Origin of the sequence: Veronia pacifica, from assembly GCF_001707825.1 — a bacterium.
Lineage (GTDB): Bacteria > Pseudomonadota > Gammaproteobacteria > Enterobacterales > Vibrionaceae > Veronia > Veronia pacifica.
In genome coordinates this window covers 38,978-61,553 of record NZ_LYBM01000026.1, presented here as the reverse complement: position 1 = coordinate 61,553, position 22,576 = coordinate 38,978, and the positions used below count along the sequence as shown (strand labels likewise).

General features: G+C 42.7%; 20 protein-coding genes. 10 read left to right on the top strand and 10 right to left on the bottom strand.

Annotated elements, in window-relative coordinates; all coding sequences use genetic code 11:
- Window positions 1–20: 20 nt before the first annotated feature.
- From A8L45_RS14175 to A8L45_RS14165, 3 genes are read right to left on the bottom strand one after another with little or no spacing between them, the layout of a single operon-like run.
- On the bottom strand, window positions 21–407 hold the full coding sequence (locus A8L45_RS14175; protein ID WP_068903395.1) for a YcfL family putative periplasmic lipoprotein: 387 nt from the start codon (window positions 405–407) through the stop codon (window positions 21–23).
- Window positions 407–1,810, bottom strand: a complete 1,404-nt coding sequence (locus tag A8L45_RS14170; RefSeq protein ID WP_068903393.1) for a COG3014 family protein — start codon at window positions 1,808–1,810, stop codon at window positions 407–409. The genes A8L45_RS14175 and A8L45_RS14170 overlap by 1 nt, the downstream gene beginning before the upstream one ends.
- Window positions 1,811–1,843: 33 nt before the next feature.
- On the bottom strand, window positions 1,844–2,191 hold the full coding sequence (locus A8L45_RS14165) for an HIT domain-containing protein (RefSeq protein ID WP_068903391.1): 348 nt from the start codon (window positions 2,189–2,191) through the stop codon (window positions 1,844–1,846).
- Between the two features lie 348 nt (window positions 2,192–2,539).
- Here A8L45_RS14165 and A8L45_RS14160 point away from each other — a divergent pair, with 348 nt between their 5' ends.
- Window positions 2,540–4,543: a methyl-accepting chemotaxis protein gene (locus tag A8L45_RS14160; protein WP_068903390.1), complete on the top strand. Its 2,004-nt coding sequence runs from the start codon at window positions 2,540–2,542 to the stop codon at window positions 4,541–4,543.
- 170 nt (window positions 4,544–4,713) lie between these two features.
- Entirely contained in the window at window positions 4,714–5,166 is a 453-nt protein-coding gene (locus tag A8L45_RS14155; RefSeq protein ID WP_068903388.1) for a hotdog fold domain-containing protein, read from the top strand.
- Between the two features lie 100 nt (window positions 5,167–5,266).
- Here A8L45_RS14155 and A8L45_RS14150 read toward each other — a convergent pair whose 3' ends face one another.
- The gene (locus A8L45_RS14150) at window positions 5,267–5,851 is read right to left on the bottom strand and encodes a MarR family winged helix-turn-helix transcriptional regulator (protein ID WP_068903386.1); all 585 of its coding nucleotides are present in this window, start codon (window positions 5,849–5,851) and stop codon (window positions 5,267–5,269) included.
- A gap of 260 nt (window positions 5,852–6,111) precedes the next feature.
- Between A8L45_RS14150 and A8L45_RS14145 the strand changes: the two genes are divergently transcribed.
- Window positions 6,112–6,699: a peroxiredoxin family protein gene (locus tag A8L45_RS14145; protein WP_245680732.1), complete on the top strand. Its 588-nt coding sequence runs from the start codon at window positions 6,112–6,114 to the stop codon at window positions 6,697–6,699.
- 109 nt (window positions 6,700–6,808) lie between these two features.
- Here A8L45_RS14145 and A8L45_RS14140 read toward each other — a convergent pair whose 3' ends face one another.
- On the bottom strand, window positions 6,809–8,323 hold the full coding sequence (locus tag A8L45_RS14140; RefSeq protein WP_068903383.1) for a fumarate hydratase: 1,515 nt from the start codon (window positions 8,321–8,323) through the stop codon (window positions 6,809–6,811).
- 381 nt (window positions 8,324–8,704) lie between these two features.
- Here A8L45_RS14140 and pabB point away from each other — a divergent pair, with 381 nt between their 5' ends.
- The 5 genes from pabB to A8L45_RS14115 all read left to right on the top strand — a co-directional run bounded on the left by pabB (window position 8,705) and on the right by A8L45_RS14115 (window position 15,975).
- On the top strand, window positions 8,705–10,075 hold the full coding sequence (gene pabB, locus A8L45_RS14135) for an aminodeoxychorismate synthase component I (RefSeq protein WP_068903381.1): 1,371 nt from the start codon (window positions 8,705–8,707) through the stop codon (window positions 10,073–10,075).
- Between the two features lie 57 nt (window positions 10,076–10,132).
- Window positions 10,133–10,807 carry a CoA pyrophosphatase gene (locus A8L45_RS14130; RefSeq protein WP_083228346.1) on the top strand — a complete coding sequence of 225 codons (675 nt, stop codon included), beginning with the start codon at window positions 10,133–10,135 and terminating at the stop codon, window positions 10,805–10,807.
- 184 nt (window positions 10,808–10,991) lie between these two features.
- Window positions 10,992–12,263 (top strand): HAAAP family serine/threonine permease, encoded by a 1,272-nt coding sequence (locus tag A8L45_RS14125; RefSeq protein ID WP_068903379.1) that lies wholly within the window; start codon window positions 10,992–10,994, stop codon window positions 12,261–12,263.
- Window positions 12,264–12,440: 177 nt separating this feature from the next.
- Window positions 12,441–13,805 (top strand): L-serine ammonia-lyase, encoded by a 1,365-nt coding sequence (locus A8L45_RS14120; protein WP_068903376.1) that lies wholly within the window; start codon window positions 12,441–12,443, stop codon window positions 13,803–13,805.
- 367 nt (window positions 13,806–14,172) lie between these two features.
- Window positions 14,173–15,975 (top strand): sulfatase-like hydrolase/transferase, encoded by a 1,803-nt coding sequence (locus A8L45_RS14115; protein WP_068903374.1) that lies wholly within the window; start codon window positions 14,173–14,175, stop codon window positions 15,973–15,975.
- Between the two features lie 199 nt (window positions 15,976–16,174).
- On the opposite strand, the gene A8L45_RS14110 is transcribed toward A8L45_RS14115, so the two are convergent.
- The 5 genes from A8L45_RS14110 to A8L45_RS14090 form a co-directional block, all read right to left on the bottom strand.
- Complete coding sequence (locus A8L45_RS14110; RefSeq protein ID WP_068903372.1) at window positions 16,175–16,756, bottom strand: acetate uptake transporter; 582 nt, start codon at window positions 16,754–16,756, stop codon at window positions 16,175–16,177.
- Between the two features lie 198 nt (window positions 16,757–16,954).
- Window positions 16,955–17,677: an oxygen-insensitive NADPH nitroreductase gene (gene nfsA, locus A8L45_RS14105; protein ID WP_068903370.1), complete on the bottom strand. Its 723-nt coding sequence runs from the start codon at window positions 17,675–17,677 to the stop codon at window positions 16,955–16,957.
- Window positions 17,678–17,756: 79 nt separating this feature from the next.
- The gene (locus tag A8L45_RS14100) at window positions 17,757–17,954 is read right to left on the bottom strand and encodes a hypothetical protein (RefSeq protein WP_068903368.1); all 198 of its coding nucleotides are present in this window, start codon (window positions 17,952–17,954) and stop codon (window positions 17,757–17,759) included.
- Between the two features lie 105 nt (window positions 17,955–18,059).
- Window positions 18,060–18,836: an SDR family NAD(P)-dependent oxidoreductase gene (locus tag A8L45_RS14095; RefSeq protein ID WP_068903366.1), complete on the bottom strand. Its 777-nt coding sequence runs from the start codon at window positions 18,834–18,836 to the stop codon at window positions 18,060–18,062.
- A gap of 82 nt (window positions 18,837–18,918) precedes the next feature.
- The gene (locus A8L45_RS14090) at window positions 18,919–19,326 is read right to left on the bottom strand and encodes a MerR family transcriptional regulator (protein ID WP_245680731.1); all 408 of its coding nucleotides are present in this window, start codon (window positions 19,324–19,326) and stop codon (window positions 18,919–18,921) included.
- 1,065 nt (window positions 19,327–20,391) lie between these two features.
- Between A8L45_RS14090 and A8L45_RS14085 the strand changes: the two genes are divergently transcribed.
- Both A8L45_RS14085 and A8L45_RS14080 read left to right on the top strand, forming a co-directional pair.
- Entirely contained in the window at window positions 20,392–20,658 is a 267-nt protein-coding gene (locus A8L45_RS14085; protein WP_068903363.1) for a GrxA family glutaredoxin, read from the top strand.
- Between the two features lie 232 nt (window positions 20,659–20,890).
- A complete protein-coding gene (locus A8L45_RS14080; RefSeq protein ID WP_068903361.1) occupies window positions 20,891–22,576 on the top strand; it encodes an aspartate:alanine antiporter in 1,686 nt (561 codons plus the stop codon).

The window sequence follows — 22,576 nt, the reverse complement described above, 5'->3', positions numbered from 1 at the left end:
ATATTGTAATAAGTTGTTGATTAGTCTAGGTGTCTTACTGAAACGCGGAAGTCACGTGCGGCTGGATGCAATGCCATGCCTGAAATCACTTTGCTATCACCCGCATAAATAATCAATTGACGCCACGGAGACTTACCGCTGTCTACCTCTAGTCCTTGAGCATCATACCAATCAAACTTGTACTGAATGGCTTGGTCCTGTCCAGTTTTGTTCGTAATTCTGACTTGCGCATTCAACCTTTCATTTAACAGATTTGCTTGCGCATTCCCAAATTCTAAATCTTTGCCTAAGCTGGAATTTGCCAGAACAACATGCTGGTTGCTGCTATCTATGCTTATACCCCGATTGTCTGTGGAAGAACAACCAATCAGAATGGCCGCAGATAGCGCGGCTGCCAAATATCGCATCAAAGTTCTCCTAATATTCCATACCAATGGACAACATTTTGCCCTTGTCGTGACAGCCAGACCAATGTTGTCCGACCTGGTTTTACCTCTATATTGACAGTTTGACCACCAATATCCAGATTATGTTTCCCTGCATCAATATAATCACTGAAAAGCCCTACTGAATCAGGCAACGTCTGCCAACTTCTTGTGTCGGCTTGTTCAGTGACTGTGTTATAAACATTCGCTAATAAGTTCGCGACGCCTGACGTATCGTGGCTACTGATTTCTCTTCGTAGCCTGTCTTTAGCAAGCACCCTGACAATCTGTCTTATTGCAATGCTGGTGATCTGTTCACCTAGTGCGGCATTTGCCATACCACTCACATTAGTGAGTAACAGAGGCTTCTCAGACTGACCATCCAGCATGATGCTGCGCGGAGGTGTCACACTCAAATCTGGATAGTAAGGCAAAGATACTGTGATATTAGCTGGCTGCCCATTCTCATCCCACATACTAAAGGGTAAACGGAGTGCCTTCTTGGACTGAACCACATTCTGTTCACTCAAGATCACTACCTGTCCTTTATCCTTGCCCGGCTTCTTAAACTTGCCATATTTGGCTTCAAGAGAGCGCAGATCACTGCCTCTACCCTGTTTTCTGGCAATTCGCTTCAATGCGTCGGCAATGTGCACATTTTTGGGAGCAACAGCTAATGCTCTCGAGTAATCGATAAAAGCATCATTCAGGTTACCTTCGGCTTCATAAAGCAGTGCCGAGTAATAAAATAAATAGCCATTTTGAACTTCACTCAGCTTGGCGCCAGCATTCGGATATCTAGACAGCAACACACCCAGATTTTGGTTATCGATGCCATTTTCCGTTGCTTCACTCTCCGCTTCAGTCAGTTCCTCTTCTCTTATTTTTCTCGCATTTTCCTGAACCTTATTCGCTCTTCGAACTTCAACTAAGGCTCCGGTAAGGTCTTTCTGTGCCAAAAAATTCAACGAGCGGTATAAATGCAAAAATCCCAGCTCATAATCACTGGGCTGATAATCAATAAGACTGTCGTTTACCAATAACGACCCAGCCTGATTCATGCCAGATGACAGCCTGAGCATTGCCTGCTTTGAGTTCTCCACCAAAATAGCATCTGAAATCTCAAAGCTATTCTGGCTGTCGGCATTCTTACCCGCTAACAACTCGAGACGGCCCCTCTCAAAGCCGTCTAATACCTCGCCCGCTGGTGAATTAGGCAAGTTTTCAAGAGCAAGGTCGTATTCGCCCATCTCAACATGCTGGCGACTGTTTCCCATCACCTCCGAGTAATGGCTAAAAAGTCCACTGGCAGAAAGGGTTGTGCAACCAGAAGTAAAAAGGAGTGAAACGCATGCCAGCGCCCTAAAAAAAGATGTTTTCTGCATTATATTTTCTGTTCTATTTCATACTTAGAGGGGTTACAACATCATTGGGCCTAATGGTCTGCCCCCCACAAGGTGCATGTGCAGGTGATAAACATCTTGGCCACCGTATGCATTGCAATTGACAACTAAGCGGTAGCCATCGTCTTGAAGGCCTTCCTGTTTTGCAAGCTTACGGGCGACAGTAAACATTCTGCCAAGCGCAGCCTCGTCGTCATTTTCTATGTCATTAACAGTCGGTATTTCTCTATTGGGAACAATAAGCACGTGAGAGGGAGCCCGAGGATTAATATCTCGAAATGCAGTCACTAAATCGTCCTGATAAAGGATATCTGAAGGGATCTCTCTGCGGACGATTTTGCTGAAAACTGTGTCTTGTGCCAATGCAAGCTCCGATAAGCCTAAGAGTTTATCCCTTATTATGCTTGTCTAAGAAGGATATAGCAATATTGAACATTGTTTTTTAGCTCATAGTCACAGTGATAAAAAACTTATTTTGCAGCGCAGTTCAAATACTTTTACTTGTACTGAAAAGATAGCTACACATTCTGAAATAATGGCCGATAGGTGCTTATAACAAAAATATCAGTAGTGTAATCTACCAATCACCAGAATTTTATTTTTGACCATTTCGGCCAGATCCAGACAATTTACTCTAAAAGTATATGGAAAACACAACATTCAGCATCGTTTTTACGTTTCACAAAGTAAGATGCTGACGGAGGAAGGGAAATGAACTCAAATAAGAAAGGCTCGGTCGTCGTTAGAATGTATCTAGGCTTCGCAGTCCTCGCAGCCAGCTTAATAGCAACAAATACAATCAACATCCTAGGATCTGATGAAATCCATTCGCAACTTAATATCGTTGCCAGAGAGGCAGTACCCTTGGTATCGGACTCCAATCAGACCAGTGTTAGCCTATTAGCAGCGAATAAAATTTTTACCGACTACCTGACCAATGACGACAATGAACAGTCCAGCCAAACTCTGGAAAGGTTTAGTGAAGCTCAGATAGCTTTTGAAAAATCCCTTGAAAACCTCGAAAAAAGCGCAGAACCGATACCGGGTTTGAAAGAGAAATTTCCTGCACTGCATGAAATTAAAGAGCGTTACTTCGCTGAAGTTCAACTGGCGATTGAAAATGTTAACGTCCAAAGAGAAGCAGAAAAAAAGATCGCCAAAGCACGGAGGGACTTCCAGCGTCAACAGTCAGCTTTAACGATTGGGATGAAAGAATTGATCGCCGAAAAAGGCAGCATGACGCTCAAAATCATTTCCAGAACATATTTTAAAAAACTCGCTGAAACCGAATCTCAGACCTCTGATGCTCTGGCAAGCTCTGACCTTGATTTTGTTGCCAAAGCAATGAAAAAGAACTTCCGAAGCACTAAGCAACTCAGTTCATCTTTCCGTAGTTTAAGTGCTCAACTTCCTGAATTAAAAGAGAGCTTTCAAGCTGATGTAGATAAATTTATCGTTGATGTCAGCCGTGACGGTGGAATACTGCAGCAACATCAGGCTTATTTGAAATCTTCACAGCGACTGAGTCAGAACATCGCCAATCTTGCTGAGGATGTCGATAGTGCAATGCTATTGTTGAGTGACTTTCGCGCTGCAGCGAATAGTGTAATGGCTAGCTCTATTACTTCTGCCGATCATGCCTTTAAGAATGGTCTGCAGAACACACTGCTTATCGGTACTATTGTTCTACTTCTCACAATGGTTATCGGTTGGAGTATCGCGAGAAGCGTTAAGGCACCTCTGAAAAGTATATTGCGTACCTTGGAAGCTCTTGCTGATGGCGATATGACACAGCAAGTTGATATCAAGCAAAAGAACGAATTTGGCGAACTCGGTGAGTATATAAACAGCCTTACTTCGAGACTCCGTGAGATTCTGACGCAGATTCGTGATACTGCTGAATCACAAACTGAAGTAGCAGCGCAGAATCAATCAACGACACAGGCAACAAAAACCCATCTTAATGAGCAACGTGCGCAAACGACAGCCGTCGCTGCAGCCATGACACAAATGGAGCAGTCAGTCAAAGACGTTGCCAGTAGTGCAAACCAGACTAAACAAAAAGTGAAGGAAGTCAGCGACGCAGCGACCAAGGGTCGTAAGGTCATGACTGGAAATATAACAACCACCCATCAGCTTTCCGAACGTCTCGATCAGTCAGTAAATGCTGTCTCATCGCTCAAAGAAATGTCGGCCAGTATTGAGTCTATTCTTGATGTGATCACGAATATTGCTGACCAAACAAACCTGCTGGCACTTAATGCCGCGATCGAGGCTGCACGAGCTGGTGAGCAGGGCCGCGGTTTTGCCGTCGTCGCCGATGAAGTAAGAGTGCTCGCTAAACGAACATCAGATGCAACATCTGAAATTGACTCGATGATCAGTCAATTGCAATCAGAGTCCCAGCAAGCTGTTACGGTTATGCAGGATTGTGTTGAACAGATGAACAACAGTATTAGCCAGGCATCAGATGCTAACTCCGCCATGGAGGAAATTGAGGCAATCATTCTGAGCATCAGCGATATGTCTAGTCAAATCGTGCTTGCCGCGAATGAGCAGTCGACCACGTCAGAGGAGATTGCACGTAACATAGTGCATATTAGCGAAATATCTAATATTAGTTACGAGGCAATGCAAACCGTGTCTGATACCAGTGAACAGCTTGACCAACAGGCGAATAATCAGAGTGAGTTAGTTCATAAATTCACAGTCTAAAATGAATTTTTCATATAAAATCATTAATATAATTAAGGCCAGCATCTATCGCTGGCTTTTCTTTTTCGCGCGTGACTAACTTTCTACATTTTCCTAATCAAGCATAAACTTGTGTTGCATCTATTTATCCAATACAGTGGTCTGACCAGATCACAGAAGAGGGAATTTCGATGCGTAAGAGCCTTAAAGCCTATAACTACCTTTCCGGGTTTTCTCTGGGCCGAGCTTTTTTTAACTGGGCGATTTGCTTTCAAGCCCCTTACTTTCGAACGATCAAACCCAAGTTCGTCGAACTTAAGCCGGGTCAGGCAATAATCAGTATGAAAAAACGTCGTGCCGTGACTAATCACCTCAAAACAGTCCATGCTATTGCAATGTGTAATATGGCTGAGTTGGCGGGCGGGATGATGGCAGAGGTTTCAGTCCCGGATAAAGCGAAATGGATCCCCATTGGCATGACAGTTAAATACCTTAAAAAAGCAAAAACAGATCTGATTGCTACTGCTGAAGCTGAGGATATAGATTGGTCAACGTCGGGAGAAAAACAGGTCACGGTCAATGTTACGGATACAGAGAATATTCTGGTATTTACCGCTTTGATAACGTTTAGCGTAAGAAATTAATAGTAGTAATACCCACAGATAGAGCGGGAAACGCAGGAAGCGACTCGTGTAAAGAGCGGTAGACATACCGCTTTTATATTCAATTTAATGCACTAATATGCTATCCACTTTGTTGGTTCTCTGTTTGTGTTTTAGTTTCATACTCGACACAAATTTTCACTACATCATCAGGCGTTAGACTGGTTTTTACTAACTTACAATAGTATTCATCATCCGAAATAACACAGTTGTACTGACAGTTTTCGCAGAAGCCAAAAGGTTTGACCCTGATGTTCTTCTCTATATGGTTCAACAAAGAATCTATTGAGGCCTGTGTACTCGAAGTCGTCTCTTCATCCAGTCCCAGCAACATGCCGGACTGATTATATTCTTCGACAATGTGTCCCCCTTCCTCCGAGAGGGTAAGACGGCTGACGCGTTTATCGTTGGGATCAACTTCTTTTGTCACTAGACCCCGCTTCTCCAGAAGCTTAATTGTCTGAGATACAGAGCCTTTTGTTTGTCCAAGATAATCGCAGATCGCCATCAATGTTCCCGAAAAGCGGTTGCAGGATGCAAGATAATTTAACACTTCAAACTGGACTGGTAGCAAACCCCATTTCGTCTGAAAAGCTCGGCGCTCTGCCCTGAGCAAACTACTCAAGCGTTCTAATGTATGTTGAAGTTTTAATACGTTTTTGCTCATTCATTTTTCCGATCAATAGGTAAATCATTACCTAAAGCCAGTGTACTTAATTCTCGCTGACAAGGCCGTCTATTTTTAAAAAATGCTATGTATTTATTTTTATATCAACAAAATGCAAACAAATAGTATTTTTTTTACCTCAAATAAATACTAGCACTCAGTCACTATAGTTTCGAGTCAAAACAATATTGACAGGCTTATTCATTCTTGCTTCACTGGAGGTGTCGAAAAAAACAACAAGGATAATGACAGAGGAGATAATGATGAGACTACCTAATCTAGGAAAAGCGAAAGAACTTGCTGTTAGTGAATGGCTGAATGTTGACGAGCCGCTTCAGCTGGAAAACCTTCAAGGAAAAGTAATTGTGCTTTATGCATTCCAGATGCTGTGCCCTGGGTGTGTTTCGCACGGTTTACCTCAAATCAAGAAAATCCAACACGCATTTGCGAATGATGACGTTCAGGTGTTGGGTATCCACACTGTTTTTGAACACCATCAAGCAATGAATCCGGACGCTTTGAGAGCTTTCGCTTATGAGTACCGCCTCGATTTCCCGATAGCGATAGACCAGCCATCAAAGGTGGGGCCGATTCCAGAGACAATGATGAAATACCAGCTTAGCGGTACCCCAAGCCTAGTGGTCATTGATAAGGATGGATATGTACGTTTTCAACATCTCGGTATTGTGGATGACTTAGTGATTGGTCATGCTCTCGGCACACTTCTGACAGAACAGTCAAACCATGTCGGAAGTACCATTGATGATCAAAAAAAAATAGCTGATGAAGTCTCAACCGAACAAGGTGCAATTATCTGTAATGATGACCATTGTGAAGTGAAGAGATGAGCAGTATCCAATGCGCTAAAATGCGGCAGATAACTTGCTCGCACACATTGAAAAAGAGAAGGCCGGAGCATGTCCGGCCTTCATGGAGACGCTCATTAAAGTATAAAAATCAGCCTTCCATTTCAGCGATCTTTACTTTCCATGTGTCTGGGCCAATCTGGTGAGCGTTTGCACCTGACGAGTCAACCGCAACGGTTACAGGCATGTCTTCGACTTCAAATTCATAAATCGCTTCCATACCGAGGTCTTCAAAGGCGACCACTCTCGATGTTTTTATGGCTTTCGCTACCAAATAAGCCGCTCCGCCAACTGCCATTAGGTATACCGCTTTATGGGCGCTGATGGACTCTATTGCCTTATCACCCCGCTCAGCTTTACCAATCATACCCAAAAGACCCGTTTCTCCAAGCATCATATCGGTGAACTTATCCATCCGGGTTGACGTTGTTGGGCCGGCAGGGCCAACTACCTCGTCTCCGACAGCATCTACAGGCCCAACGTAGTAAATAAAGCGGTTGTTGAAATCGACGCCTTCCGGGAGACCTTGTCCGCTTTGGAGCATTTCCTGTATTCGCTTGTGGGCGGCATCACGGCCAGTCAGAATCTTTCCGGACAAAAGAACCGTTTCACCTGTTTTCCACTCAAGAACATCTTCACGGGTAATATCATCGAGATTAACACGACGTACATTATCACCTACTTCCCAAGTCACCTCTGGCCAATCTTCAAGTTTTGGAGCCTTGAGATCTGCTGGACCTGTTCCATCGAGGGTGAAATGCACATGTCTGGTTGCAGCGCAGTTAGGGATCATACATACAGGCTTGGAGGCAGCGTGAGTAGGCGCGGTTTTAATTTTGACGTCGACGACTGTGGTTAATCCACCCAATCCCTGAGCACCGATACCCAATTTATTCACGCGGTTGAAAATATCGAGACGTAGCTCGTCTTCTGCGTTTTGTGGACCACGCTCAATGAGCTCATGGATATCAATATGTTCCATCAGTGATTCTTTTGCCAGAACAGCAGCTTTTTCGGCTGTACCACCGATACCTATCCCTAGCATGCCGGGAGGACACCACCCTGCCCCCATGGTAGGTAATGTTTTTTCAACCCACTCGGCTACGTCATCAGACGGATTGAGCATGATCATTTTGGTTTTGTTTTCAGAGCCGCCGCCTTTTGCCGCGACCTGAATTTCAACCTTGTCACCCGGCACCATATCAATATGTACAACGGATGGTGTGTTATCACGGGTATTTTTTCGTTTCCCGGCCGGGTCTGCGACTATCGATGCGCGCAACGGGTTATCTGGATTGTTGTAGGCACGACGCACGCCCTCATCGATCATTTCCTGAACCGTCAGATCACTGTCCCACTGAACCTTCATGCCAATTTTAACGAAACAGGTCACAATACCTGTATCCTGGCAGATAGGTCGCTTGCCCTCTGCTGACATGCGGGAATTAATCAATATCTGCGCAATCGCATCTTTTGCGGCCTGACTTTGTTCTTTGTTATACGCCTTTTCCAAGGCCTGTACAAAGTCGATCGGGTGATAATATGAAATGTACTGCAATGCATCAGCTACGCTGTCGATGACATCGTCCTTACGAATGACAGTCATAAATGCCTCTTTATTAGTTATATTCCATGCCCTAAGGGCTACTTCCAGTATTTTGTCAGACGACTTTCACGTCTCAGTCAATCAGGCAGAAAAGCCTACCTGTTAAATCTTTGCTCACATTAACGAATTATTATTGATGCATATTCTTTTTAGATTATGAGGTCAAAACATCTCGCTTTGCGGTTTTATACCCTTGATGGTATCAGCCATACTGGCTAGAGCACCATAAACACTAAGTACCTAAAATGTTTATTAAACCCGTGTACGAGTGAATACGGACTATCATCGGACTGATTTGCCTGACCTAAATGTGTCGATATGATACTCTCACGACCCAAACAGCGCCAATTAGCGCCTTAATGGTGATCACAAAAAACGAAAATGACCGGAATATACGCTAAACCTATCAGTATCCAGTATCTGGATTATGCTCCCGATGCCGTCACCCGATTTTTCAGTCACATTGCCCAATTACCATGGTCAATGCTGCTTCATTCTGCCGCCACTGAGCACCCCGACAACAGATTTGACATTTTGGTGGCTGACCCCATCGCTACCTTTTGCCATAGTGATGGACAAAACGTCATAAAATATCGCGATGGTGGCAGTGAATATCACCAACACGATCCATTCACGGCACTGAAACAACTGCAGGACAGGCTCTTACCCCAGATGCAATCAATCGCTCCCTGGCCATTTTTAGGGGGCGCACTGGGGTATTTCAGTTATGACTTGGGTCGACAGGTTGAATGTATTCCCAGTAGCGCCAAGGATGATATTCAGATTCCGCAAATGGCGGTAGGCCTTTATGACTGGGCAATGATCGCCGATCATCAGGAACAAAAATTAGTGATCATTCAGGCAGAAGGTCAAAACCGCCTGAAATGGCTGGACGGTCAACAATCGCGACAGCCTAGACTTTTTTCACTCGATACTGAATGGCAGGCCAATATGACGCCTGCTAGCTATTCGAATAAGTTTACCCAAGTTAAACAATATCTCGAATCAGGCGACTGTTATCAGATAAATTTAGCTCAACGTTTCACTGCGAAATATTCCGGCGACGAGTGGTTGGCATATCTTAAAATTGCTGAAAATAACGCAGCGCCCTTCTCTGGTTTTATCAGACTGGAAGACAGTTGTATTCTTTCTGTCTCACCGGAGCGGTTCTTATCGCTCGACAACCGGAATATTGAAACTAAGCCCATAAAAGGCACCCGCCCGCGACACATTGATCCGCAACAAGACCGGGCTGCGATTGATGACCTCACCAGCGCTGATAAAGATAGAGCTGAGAATCTGATGATTGTTGACCTGCTGAGAAATGATATAGGTCGGGTCGCTAAGCCGGGTACCGTTAACGTTCCGGACCTTTTCTACATAGAAAGTTTTCCCGCAGTCCATCACTTAGTCAGCACAGTGACTGGGGAGCTGGCAGATGACAAGCACGGTCTGGATTTGTTACGCGCCTGTTTCCCTGGAGGGTCAATTACAGGCGCTCCCAAAGTTCGGGCAATGGAAATCATAGAAGAACTGGAGCCTCACCGTAGGAGCGTGTATTGTGGAAGTATTGGCTACTACAGCAGATGTGGAAAAATGGATACCAGCATCACGATCAGAACTCTGGTATGCCACGATCACAACATTCATGCGTGGGCTGGCGGTGGGCTGGTTGCTGACAGTAAGGTGGAAGAAGAGTATCAGGAAACCCTGGACAAACTGAGTCGAATCCTACCTGTGTTATCAAACTAGCGGCTTAGCTTTTGTGGTGCCATGATCAATTAAAATAACAATAATTGAGAGGCGCAAATGGAAGTAAATTCGCCCACATTCGGCAATCCAGTTTCAAATAATAGTATTGCTCATCACCCTGAGCAATACTCCAAGTCTTGGTTAATGCAGAGATTCTGTCTCAGCCCTTGTAAGGACTACGATCCGCAGATGCTGGATCGGGCAGAAACGGCAACCCGTCTACGCGGTATTAAAACGCCGACATCTGCCGCTGTGATTGTTCCCTTCGTCGAAAGGCAAGGTGAACTTTTCATACTTTTCACCCGACGTGCCAGCCATCTCAAACATCACCCCAACCAGATAAGCTTTCCCGGCGGTAAAGTCGATCCTGAGGATGTCGATACCTTTGCGACAGCCCTTAGAGAGATGGAAGAAGAAATTGGTGTGATGACTGGCAGAGATTCTATATTTGGCACCTTACCCATTTTGCCAACAGTGTCAGGTTACCATGTGACACCCGTTTTGGCCTTTGTCGATAGTGACTATCAGCCTACGATAAACCATCAGGAAGTCGACTGCCTGTTTGAAGTACCCCTAAGACAAATTCTTGACCAGAGGTCATGGGGAAGCCATCAAATTCAGTTCAAGGGCAAAACCTATAACTTAGATGCTGTTCATTATCAGGGTCATCTGATCTGGGGAGTTACAGCGCAAATCCTTCGAATATTTATTCACCAAATGGGATTCAAATAAATTGTAATGAAATAAAAAATTTTTTAATGTCAAACCTTTTACATTGATCTTGATCATCTTTTTATATAAAAAATTATATTTTTTTCTTTTTTTTGCATTTTACCGTGGAATTAGTCTTAGAAATAGAGAGAATGCCCTCGGTCCTAAATGAATGACTCGGCAATGCCGGGATAAGAACGAATCAATGCAAAATCTATCAACTTCTGCAGTAAAAAATTCGGCAGCACAGATGAAGTGGTCTGCCAAAGATACCACATGGACGCTCTCTCTTTTCGGTACCGCTGTTGGCGCAGGGATCCTATTCCTTCCGATCAACGCTGGTATGAACGGCTTTTGGCCATTGGTTGCAATGACATTGCTCGTTGGACCTATGACATTTCTCGCTCACCGTGGCTTAGCACGTTTTGTACTTTCCTCTAAAAAGCCAGGTAGCGATATCACTGAAGTCGTTGAAGAACATTTCGGGATAACAGCGGGTAAGCTCATCACCCTACTTTATTTCTTTGCGATTTATCCAATCGTACTCATCTATGGCGTTGGTATTACTAACACCGTTGATTCCTTCATGGTCAATCAGCTAGGAATGGAGTCACTGCCACGCGTCCTTCTATCAATTGTGCTGATTCTATCAATGATGGCCATCATGATTGCGGGCGAACAGATGATGCTGAAAGTCACTCAATTCTTGGTGTATCCCTTGGTTGCGATTTTACTTTCTATGTCGATTTACCTGATCCCAGAATGGAATCTGTCCGCACTCGAACAAGTCCCATCAGCGGGTGACTTTTTATCGACGCTTTGGATCTCAATCCCAGTGCTGGTATTTGCATTCAATCATAGCCCTGCTATTTCAGCATTTTCTATGGCACAGCACCGTGAATACGGTGATAAAGCTGAGGAAAAAGCCACGGCTATCCTTAAACGCGCCTCTGGCATGTTACTTGGCTTTGTCATGCTGTTTGTTTTCTCATGTGTGCTCAGTTTAACCCCAGCAGATCTGGCGATGGCCAAGGAACAAAACATTGCCATCTTGTCGTATCTTGCCAACAAACATGACAGCCCATTTATCTCATATCTTGGCCCACTGGTTGCTTTCATTGCCATCGTGTCCTCATTCTTCGGTCACTACCTTGGCGCACGTGAAGGCCTAAACGGACTTATCACCAAACAGCTTCGTGGACGTGGAAAAAAGGTCGATATCAAGAAAATCGACACGTTTACTGTCGTCTTTATGATTCTGACTATCTGGCTGGTTGCCACTATTAACCCAAGTATTCTCGGCCTCATCGAGTCATTGGGTGGTCCAATTATCGCAACCATCTTATTCATCATGCCAATGTACGCGGTCAGAAAAGTACCGGCCATGAAAAAGTACGCGGGCAACCTAGGTAACCTGTTTGTTGCCGTGATGGGTACTGTTGCAATCTCAGCGATTCTTTACGGTTTCGTTGGTTAAAAAATCATGTAGAATACGCGTCCTTTGCCGAGCAAGGCCAACGGGTCTTGCTCCTTTCCATCTGATTTTTCAGTAATTAAATCAGACGAAAAACGCGCTACCTCCAAGGACGGATTTAAGAAAAATAGATTCCTGATGCCCGGAGATGAATTCCGTGCATTGATTGAGGTATGACAAATGATCAGTGTTTTTGATATCTACAAAATTGGTGTTGGCCCTTCCAGTTCTCACACAGTGGGACCCATGAAGGCGGGTAAATCGTTTATCGACGATCTACGAGGTTTAGAGAAGCTTCAGGACATCACAAAAATCACCGTTGATGTATATGGCTCGCTGTCATTAACTGGCAAAGGCCATCATACAGACATTGCTATCATCATGGGGCTGGCAGGAAACAGTCCTGAGCACGTAGATATCGACAGCATCCCTGGCTTCATCAAACATGTGGAAGAGACTGAACGTCTCCCTGTTGGTATCGACGGCCATATCGTTGATTTTCCACGTGAAGGCGGGATGAATTTCCACCGTACAAACCTGTCTCTACATGAAAATGGCATGCAAATTCATGCATTTAATGATGAAGAGCTGGTTTACTCGAAAACGTATTACTCCATCGGTGGTGGTTTCATTGTCGATGAAGAAAACTTTGGTAAAGATGACCAAGGCAAAGTCGATGTTCCTTACGCATTCCACAACGCTGAAACGCTCCTCGGTCAATGCCAGGAATCGGGCCTGTCTATCAGTGCGCTGGTTATGGAAAATATGCGTTCTATGCACGAAGAAAATGAGATTCAGTCATACTTCGCTAGCATATGGAAAACCATGCGTGAGTGTCTGGAACGCGGAATGAGTAAAGAGGGTGTTTTACCTGGACCACTTCGTGTACCGAGACGCGCCGCTGTGCTAAAACAACAGCTAGCGACCACTGAGAAGAACGACACAGATCCAATGGCAGTGGTTGACTGGGTCAACATGTTTGCGTTCGCGGTCAATGAGGAAAACGCAGCGGGCGGCCGTGTGGTGACTGCACCAACTAATGGTGCCTGCGGTATTATCCCTGCTGTACTGGCTTATTACGATAAGTTTATCCAACCAGTCAGCCCACAGGATTACACACGTTATTTTGCGGCTTCCGGTGCTATTGGTGGACTATACAAACGAAACGCCTCTATTTCAGGTGCTGAAGTTGGCTGTCAGGGCGAAGTTGGTGTGGCTTGCTCAATGGCTGCAGCGGGACTGGCTGAGTTGATGGGTGGTAGTCCACAGCAAGTCTGTATGGCGGCAGAAATCGGTATGGAGCACAACCTTGGATTAACATGTGACCCTGTTGCTGGTCAGGTTCAGGTGCCGTGTATTGAACGTAATGGTATCGCTGCGGTTAAAGCAATTAACTCTTCGCGTATGGCACTTCGTCGCTCGTCTGACCCCAGGGTATCTCTGGACAAAGTTATTGAAACTATGCTTGAAACCGGAAAAGACATGAATGCTAAGTATCGCGAGACGTCTCAGGGCGGTCTGGCAATCAAAGTACTTTGTGACTAACCCCTAAACTGCGCCTATCTCAATTCTTATGAGTTTTACCGTATGCTCTTAAATATTATGAAGAGCATACGGTTTTTATCACCTTATTTTCCTCTTTCAAAGCACTCATATAACCATTAAAAATACAAGTACCCTCCTCATCAGCAGTTACGGCTAATAATCAAGACAATGTGTCATAAAAAGAATAAAGTTTTATATGCTGGAGTATCCACCTAAAACTCGCTTCATCTTTAATATGTCTGGATGTAACGTTTTTGTTTCACTTCTATGTATCGTGTTCAATAAAGTTGGTAAAATATCATCCCAAGACCTTCAGTAAAGACATACTGAAATTCGTGTTTCTATTTTTGAGTTTTTGAGAAAGTCAATGAATATCGAACAATTAATTCTCATATTTTCAGTGTTGACTATATATTCTTCTTTTATTAAAAAAATTTATAAAGTCAAATTTTCAACACCAGGGAAACTAAATCTAGGAGATGTTTTATCTCTATTTATTATCACAGTTATATCTATAATTCTGAATAATCACTTTTATTATGGTGCATTAATAATTATATTAACGATACTATGGATAGATTCATTAATAATGTTTTGCTTTGGTATGAAAATATCATTGGATAATGTTAAGGTATTTACCCAAGGTGTCAGCACTTTCAAAGGTGAGTTTAAGGCTGTTATTAACTTAATAACACGTTTTCATTGGATGTTAGCTGCATACTTATTCCTTATATCTAGCCTTATATATCTCGACTCAGGAGTGAATTATTTCCTTATAGCATCTATAATATTATTAGTTTTTTGCTTAACAAAGTCAAAAATTAAAAATATTAAATCATTTTTAGCTTGGATTGTTATTTCTATTTTATTAATGACTTTAGGGAAATATGTTGAGGAATCAAATGTTATATACCATGCTTTACTTATAATTTTTTCATTACTCAGCCTTGACATTATTAAATTTAAAAGATTTCTTAGTTTAAAATCTGTTTTTTATGGCTTTCTGTTGGGTTCATCTATTAAGAAAGGTATATCAACAGAAAATAATAAACATATTCTAGATGAGATTTTACAATCAAGAATGAAAGAATCGAGTACGAATAAGTCAGAACATTTTGGTAAAGCTAAGGACTTTAATGTACTTCTTTTTACTATTGAATCAATGTCTGACGAAGCGTTCTCTGACTCTCCGGTTGCAAGAAAAATTACTGATTCATTTACTAACAGATCTGAAGTACAACGCTTTTACTCAGTGAGCCCCAATACCAACCAATCAATTATGCAGCTTTACACCAATGAATATGGCGTAAACGGTACTTACAATACTCTTCACGAGTTGAAAAAACATGGATATGATTCTCTGTTTATCTCAACTCAGGAAACCAAACATTTTGAGATGAAAACCAAGCTTGTTGACGCTGGATTTGACTCAATTATTGATGGTGAAGATTTAATAGATTGCACAAGTTCAAATGACTATAGATTACTTGATAATATCGATGTCATTTCAGAGAAACTTAAGAGAGGAAAAGCTTTCATACACGTATTGAATAGTCAGACCCACAGCAGATACTCCGTAGAGAATAAAGATAAATTTAATAGATACAAAAATACCGATGATAGAGGTCGCTACCTCAATGCAGTTGATGAAGCTCTTGATATTGTTCACACAATGCTAAATAAACTTAAGGACGATGACGTGTTGAAGAATACGATCGTTATCTTGACAGGAGATCATGGTCAATCATTTGGAGAAGAAGGCTACTTTACTCATTCAAGCGCAACAATAAACCAGCAGGTACAAATTCCGTTGTGTATCTTTAACAATGATTTACCAATGACTAAGGCGGATTCAGCGAATTTACTCGATTTACTGCCCACAGTTTTTGATTTACTGGGTGTAGAGTTGGACTTAAACAATAAAGATGGCATAAATTTCACTAACCAAGAGCGAAATTACCTTCTCCTCTACAGTGAAACACGAGGTTATAATTCACCATCTAATATTAGCGTACTCAGGAAAGGTAAAAAATATTATATGGACTTACTAAAATATGAGACGCGTATTCTAGATATTGATGACGGTGAAATAAGTGATTATGACCTAAGTAAAGATGAAATTAGGCAAATTGTTTTTCTAGCTGCAGAAAAACATAATATTTTAGACTAATTAATATACTGATTTAGAAGTAAGAATATTGGCTCCATATCTATAGTACTCAACTGTAGGAAGGGGCCTTCCTTTCGGAATAGATACATATAAATAATGGTCGAAGATGGAGTGGTGGATGTATCTAGCGGTATATTGATGACTTGTATTTGCTGTGTTTAAAAATGTCGGGCTGGCACTAGACCAGCCCTCGCAAAATTTATGCGATTTTTAGAGCTGGCTGCTTATCGCCAACAGGAAGAATGGTGCGACCATATTCTTCATTAAGAACCTGAGCCATTGCAAAGTAGATTGCGCTTGCGCCGCAAATAATACCTTCAAGACCAGCGATTGTGCCGATAAAAGCACTACCAGTGAAGTCGCGGGCAGCAAGTAGGAAGAATAATACGGTTAGGCTGCCGAATACGAATTGTTTAGCAAGGCAATAGCGCAGCGAACCTACAAACATAAATGCAGTAAAGATTCCCCACATAGTCAGATACCAAGCCATGAAACCCGCTGGACTTGGTGCAGCTAGACCCATTTTAGGCATAACCAGCAAACCTACCAAAGTCAGCCAGAATAAACCATAAGACGTAAATGCCGTGGTACCAAAAGTATTACCCTTTTTAAACTCCATGATGCCGACAATGACTTGCGCCAGACCACCGTAAAAGATACCCATAGCAAGAATCATTGAATCAAGGGGGAAAAAGCCTGCGTTATGAATGTTCAATAGAACGGTAGTCATACCGAAGCCCATAAGGCCCAGCGGTGCAGGGTTTGCCAGTTTGGTTGACATAGTAGTACTCATTACAAATTGAGAAGAAAATTTTAGGGCGCGAATTATTGCTCAAAAACGTGATTTATGAAACATTTTTTTACTTATGCTTGTCTTACTCGTCTCAAAAAACAGAATGAATATTGACCTACGCATGTCATTAACTTCTCGGTTTAGCTAGTGATTTTACTGACAGCCCAAGATAGAACGATCAAAGAATTAGAATTTTAAATAGCCTTTTCGCCGCAGAAAATCTTTCATGAAAGGACGCGCTTCCTTATCGAGTGTTGCTGAGATTTGTTCGGTCCAACTGGTAGATTTATTACCGCCCGTACGTGTCTGATAATATTCACGTACCTGTTCATCATATTCAGCTAACGTTTCTTCATCAATGCGCTTGTAGTCATTATCATGAACCATAATTGACTTAGGGAGTCGCGGTTTAATTTCTGGATCTTGGTCCGGATGACCAAGGCACATACCGAATACTGCATATACATGTTCAGGAAGTTTTAATAGCTCACACACCTTATCAGGATTATTCCTGAGCCCGCCAATATACACACCTCCGAGACCCATTGACTCTGCAGCCAGCATAGCGTTTTGAGCCATCAAAGCGGTATCTACTGCGCCGATCAACGTCTGCTCTGCAAATCCGACTTTAGCGTCAGGTTTAATTTGAACATGACGGCTAAAATCAGAACACCAAACGAGGAACTCCGCACAGGTTTCGACATAGGCCTGTCCTCCTGCATACTCAGCAAGTAGACGACGCTTCTCTGTATCAGTTACACGAATCACGCTAACACACTGGATGAAGCTTGAGCTTGAAGCCGCTCTGGCAGCATTTAGAATTGCTTCCAGTTGCTGGTCTGAAATCGGCTGCTCAGTAAATTTTCTGATAGACCTGTGCGATAAAATGGTATCAATAACCTGATTCATAAATTCCCTTATGCGCTTTCTTAGAGACGGATACAGCAACCTTATCCATTCACATGGCGTCCATCAAATAGATGCATCTCTATGCCAATAAATAAACATGATTAGTTATCAGTACAGACGCATGTATTTTTACTTCATATTCTCTGGCGTAGTACTTTAGCTTTTCTAAGTAAACAACATAGTCATCTGCTTCAACAAAAGTCACTTGCTGATTGTTACCACGCTGAACAATATACTGAGGTACATTAGGCAGATTTAATCGGGGAAGGCGGGCCATAACTTAACTATTCCATTAGTTTTGCGTCGCACCAATAAGGCCCGTCAAACACAAGTAAAGCCTAAATCAACGACTCTGACCCCATTGATTTTCCTCAATTAAAGACTAAATATTTGTCATTGCTTGGCTATACATTTTAAGCATGATAGTTTTTGGCAGTATGCGGTTTAAGAACACGTAAAATTTATTATCTAAGAAAGGAACTTCGCGGTATTTTCCTTTAAATAGGGCTTTTAGGCCAAGCTTTGCTACCTTTTCAGGGCTTGCACGGTATTTTGCTGAAAAAGTACCGTTTCCTCTGCTTGAGGCATCATCACCATCAAAACTAAAGAAACCAGTATCAGTTCTGCCTGGTGACAAACAGGTAATATTGACCCCTTTGTTTTTCATTTCAACGGTTAGCGACTCACTAAAGCTGGCAACATAAGCCTTGCTTGCCGCATAGGCAGCCATGTATGGCTGTGGCTGATAAGCCGCCGTAGAAGCCACATTCAATATATAGCCGAAACCTTGTTTTTCCATTCGTTTTGCGAAGTATTCGCTTAAATGAGTGAGAGCCAAAATATTAACAGAAATCATCGATTGAACTTGATCAGGCGCTAGCTCACAGTGTGCTCCGTACAGACCAAACCCTGCATTATTTACAGCGATATCAATGGTATTGTCATATTTTGATAGCTGCTTGACCAGTTCACTATGAGCGCTGACTTGAGATAAATCTAAACATATGGTTGAGACTACTCCATCGACTTGGTTTTGCAATTTAGTGAGTTTTTCTTCGTCTCTACCATGAAGAATGAGTGAGTAGCCCTGCGCCGATAACTCTTTCGCGAGAGCTAAGCCTATGCCTGAGGTTGCCCCTGTTATAAATGCTGTTTTCATGTTTTTGACCTATTAGATGATTTAGGCCTTTATCCTAAACTCTCCTGTATAGAGGAGAGTCAATAGCTAAATTTAGATGTTTTTAATTCATGGGTTCAAGCGACGCTAAGTTGCTAAGTAAACATTGGTTGTATTGAGTAACCTGCTCTTCAAGCGTTGTCATATCTGACAGGACTTGATTAAGTGCTTCAATTTGTTGCATAACATTCGCGCGTTTTTTTCCTAGCGCTTGTCGTAATTGCGTTATGGGCACCAAACCTTGTTGGCTTTTAGACTCGGCTATCTCCTTTAACTCATCTAATGTAAAGCCAAGCTTTTTAGCTAGTTTTATTATCTCTAATACTGGGATGTAACTATCATCATAAACTCGATATTTTCCCTCTCTTTGCGCGGGCTTAATTAAGCCAATCTCTTCATAATATCTAATGGCCTTAATACTAATACCGACTTTCTTTGATAACTTTCCAATAAACATTAAATCTGGCTCCATCAGTGTTATTGAAATTAATCTATCATAGCCCACTTTTTAAGGCACCAAGCATAAGTACAAATCCATATTTCATGGAAATAGCCGCACTTAGTTAGGGGGGAGGTACGTAAAACGTGACAATTAACGTCTTGATTATGGGTACTGAATAATAAATAGTGCACCCATTGTGAATAATATCGAAATTAAAATGAGTATTTCTTTGACAGAAATTATACCTTTAACTGAGAAAATTGTGACCAATATGGTCAGAGTCGTTGATTTTACTCTTTCGATTATAAAAACGCCTCTGATTTCCTACTTCCCCCTTTTGGCATAGGTGAGGCTCTCCTACCCGATATTTCCTCAACTTGTTGTTTTTATTTATCATTGTCGACTACCCACATTTTATCTTTTGCTGTTTTTATTTTCTCTAGCGTATATTGCGGAATGCCACTTTTAAATAAAGAGCGGTATTGTGCTTGCCTCTGCTCTGGGCTAGTACCCGACCGTGAATATAAGTCATGTTCATTAATAAGCCTAATGGCCTTCCCCTGCCGGCAGTAGATTAAGTGCGGAATATGATCCAGATAAAAATTAATCAACAGGTATCAATTGCTCACAGATATCTTAATGAGCGACAGATACCTGTCTTTGAGTCAATCTGCAAGTTTATTGATGGCTGTCTTGCCATGGCTTTTCATTGAATAATCAGTCTGAAAGGATGAGATTAAAACTGATGATCTGAAAGGAAAAATGGGCTTTTCCACCTCATAACTGTGTTGATGCGATATAAAATACACATCAAGCATCAATTTTCCCAGAAAGGAAACATTCCATCGACTTCACTGGGATCTATGATCTACTTGACACATACTCGCAGCTGTAAGTGCTTTATCGGTACCAATAGATACTTCCCCATAAACGACGTTCTTTAAGCATGATTGCAAGCATCACATTGGCGTTGGAAGCTAAGACATTGACCATAAAAGAATCGATAGATTTTTTCGATAGTTAAAAACTAAATAATCTACTTTACCGAAACAGTATTCTTATGCATAGTATCTGAAAACTTCAAAGGAGTAAGAGATGTTTGTCGTCATTTTCGGTCGTCCAGGCTGCCCATTCTGTGTACGTGCAAAAGACTTAGCAGAATCACTGAAAGAAAACCGTGAAGATTTCAACTACCGTTACGTTGATATTCACGCTGAAGGTATCTCAAAAGCCGACCTCGAAAAAACAGTCGGTAAGCCTGTCGAGACGGTTCCGCAGATCTTCATCGATCAGGAACACGTGGGCGGATATACAGAATTCGAGGCTTATGCCAAAGAACACTTAGGCCTATACCAAGAATAAGCATTCAACTCCGAGTGAAAATCGATAAAGCCAGTAGTAAACTGGCTTTTTTATTTTGTCTGGCCGTCTTCAATTCAGTCTTTTTAATCGCCTTTCTAGAGTTAAAATGCACAACCAGTGAATCTTGACAGAAAAATCACTTATGAATCGCAAAAATAACTTTCTTCTCAGCTAAAAACAGTATAATCAACGGCCAATTTTAACCATAAGCACCACCCCGGACACGCTTGCTGTGAACATAGACGTTGCAACCCTGCTCCACCAACAGGACATCCTGTTACTTTTTGTTGTTCTGGCCATCGGCCTCAGCCTCGGAAAAATTCGCCTTGGCAACTTTCAATTTGGCAGTGCCATTGGCGTCCTCCTGACGTCACTCCTATTTGGCCATGCCGGCTACTCCTTCGGGCCCGAAGCTCTCAACATTGGTTTTATGCTATTCATTTTCTGTGTAGGCATCGAGGCTGGACCCAATTTCTTCGGTATCTTCTTCCGTGACGGTAAGTCTTACCTTGTTCTCGCAATGACAGTTCTTTTGTCTTCTATTGCACTGACTCTCAGTTTGCAATACGTCTTTGGTTTCGATACCAGTATCGCGACAGGGATGATGGCTGGGGCAATGACAGCAACTCCTGTGTTAGTGGGGGCCAAAGATGCGCTCAAAACCGGATTATCTGGCAACGATCACTCACCAGATACTATCGCCATCATGATAGATAACCTCAGCGTCGGCTACGCCATGGCCTATTTAGTCGGCCTGATAAGTCTGATTCTTTTAGCCAAACTCATGCCAAGGCTGCAAAAGGAAAACCTTGAAGACTCAGCACAACAAATTGCCCGTGAACGTGGATTGGGGTCAAGTAGCCAACGAAAAGTTTACCTGCCGATAATACGCGCTTATCGGGTTGGTCCAGAGTTGATTAACTGGATTGATGGTAGAAACCTTCGAGAACTTGGTATCTATCGCCAAACAGGATGTTATATCGAACGTGTTAGGCGTAACGGTATTCTTGCCAACCCTGATGGCGACGCCATTCTTCAGGAGGGGGACGAAATTGCTCTTCTGGGCTACCCAGACAGCCATGCACGATTAGACCCCAACTTTAGAAATGGTAAAGAGGTCTTCGACCGCGATCTTCTTGACCTTCGGATAACCGAAGAAGAAATCGTGGTTAAAAACGATAGCATTATTGGCAAGAAGCTGTCAGACCTGAATCTGTCAGAATACGGCTGTTTCCTTAATCGGGTAATACGGGCTCAGATTGAGATGCCAATGGATCATAACATCATGCTGTCAAAAGGTGATGTGCTTCAGGTCAGTGGAGAAAAAAGCAGGGTACTTGGGCTTGCTGAACGAATTGGCTTTATTTCTGTTCACAGTCAAGTGTCGGATCTTTTAGCTTTCTGCTCTTTCTTTATTCTTGGGCTAATTTTCGGCCTGATCACCATGTCGTTTGGTCACGTGAGCTTTGGACTTGGCAGTGCGTCAGGGTTACTCATAGCGGGTATTATGCTTGGCTTCCTGCGTGCTAACCACCCTACTTTTGGCTATGTTCCTCAAGGTGCCATTAATATGGCAAAGGAGCTGGGTCTCATGACCTTTATGGTGGGAATCGGATTAAGTGCTGGCGGTAACATGCTGGAATCTCTCAAGCAAATGGGACTCGAAATTCTGCTTTGCGGCACCCTCGTGAGTCTGGTACCCGTGATCCTTGCTTACTTGATGGGAGCTTACGTACTCAAAATGAACCGCGCCCTGCTATTTGGCGCAATTATTGGTGCGCGTACCTGTGCGCCAGCGATGGATATGATTAACGAGCATGCAAGAAGTACGATACCAGCCCTTGGATATGCAGGTACCTACGCAATTGCAAATGTGTTGCTCACACTGGCTGGCACATTGATGGTGATTCTGACGTGA

Excerpts from the sequence above, each read along its gene's own strand:
- A8L45_RS14175 (WP_068903395.1), bottom strand. The coding sequence starts at position 407 with ATGCGATATTTGGCAGCCGCGCTATCTGCGGCCATTCTGATTGGTTGT.
- A8L45_RS14170 (WP_068903393.1), bottom strand. The coding sequence starts at position 1,810 with ATGCAGAAAACATCTTTTTTTAGGGCGCTGGCATGCGTTTCACTCCTT.
- A8L45_RS14160 (WP_068903390.1), top strand. The coding sequence starts at position 2,540 with ATGAACTCAAATAAGAAAGGCTCGGTCGTCGTTAGAATGTATCTAGGC.
- A8L45_RS14155 (WP_068903388.1), top strand. The coding sequence starts at position 4,714 with ATGCGTAAGAGCCTTAAAGCCTATAACTACCTTTCCGGGTTTTCTCTG.
- A8L45_RS14150 (WP_068903386.1), bottom strand. The coding sequence starts at position 5,851 with ATGAGCAAAAACGTATTAAAACTTCAACATACATTAGAACGCTTGAGT.
- A8L45_RS14145 (WP_245680732.1), top strand. The coding sequence starts at position 6,112 with ATGATGAGACTACCTAATCTAGGAAAAGCGAAAGAACTTGCTGTTAGT.
- A8L45_RS14140 (WP_068903383.1), bottom strand. The coding sequence starts at position 8,323 with ATGACTGTCATTCGTAAGGACGATGTCATCGACAGCGTAGCTGATGCA.
- pabB (WP_068903381.1), top strand. The coding sequence starts at position 8,705 with ATGACCGGAATATACGCTAAACCTATCAGTATCCAGTATCTGGATTAT.
- A8L45_RS14130 (WP_083228346.1), top strand. The coding sequence starts at position 10,133 with ATGGAAGTAAATTCGCCCACATTCGGCAATCCAGTTTCAAATAATAGT.
- A8L45_RS14125 (WP_068903379.1), top strand. The coding sequence starts at position 10,992 with ATGCAAAATCTATCAACTTCTGCAGTAAAAAATTCGGCAGCACAGATG.
- A8L45_RS14120 (WP_068903376.1), top strand. The coding sequence starts at position 12,441 with ATGATCAGTGTTTTTGATATCTACAAAATTGGTGTTGGCCCTTCCAGT.
- A8L45_RS14115 (WP_068903374.1), top strand. The coding sequence starts at position 14,173 with ATGAATATCGAACAATTAATTCTCATATTTTCAGTGTTGACTATATAT.
- A8L45_RS14110 (WP_068903372.1), bottom strand. The coding sequence starts at position 16,756 with ATGTCAACCAAACTGGCAAACCCTGCACCGCTGGGCCTTATGGGCTTC.
- nfsA (WP_068903370.1), bottom strand. The coding sequence starts at position 17,677 with ATGAATCAGGTTATTGATACCATTTTATCGCACAGGTCTATCAGAAAA.
- A8L45_RS14100 (WP_068903368.1), bottom strand. The coding sequence starts at position 17,954 with ATGGCCCGCCTTCCCCGATTAAATCTGCCTAATGTACCTCAGTATATT.
- A8L45_RS14095 (WP_068903366.1), bottom strand. The coding sequence starts at position 18,836 with ATGAAAACAGCATTTATAACAGGGGCAACCTCAGGCATAGGCTTAGCT.
- A8L45_RS14090 (WP_245680731.1), bottom strand. The coding sequence starts at position 19,326 with ATGGAGCCAGATTTAATGTTTATTGGAAAGTTATCAAAGAAAGTCGGT.
- A8L45_RS14085 (WP_068903363.1), top strand. The coding sequence starts at position 20,392 with ATGTTTGTCGTCATTTTCGGTCGTCCAGGCTGCCCATTCTGTGTACGT.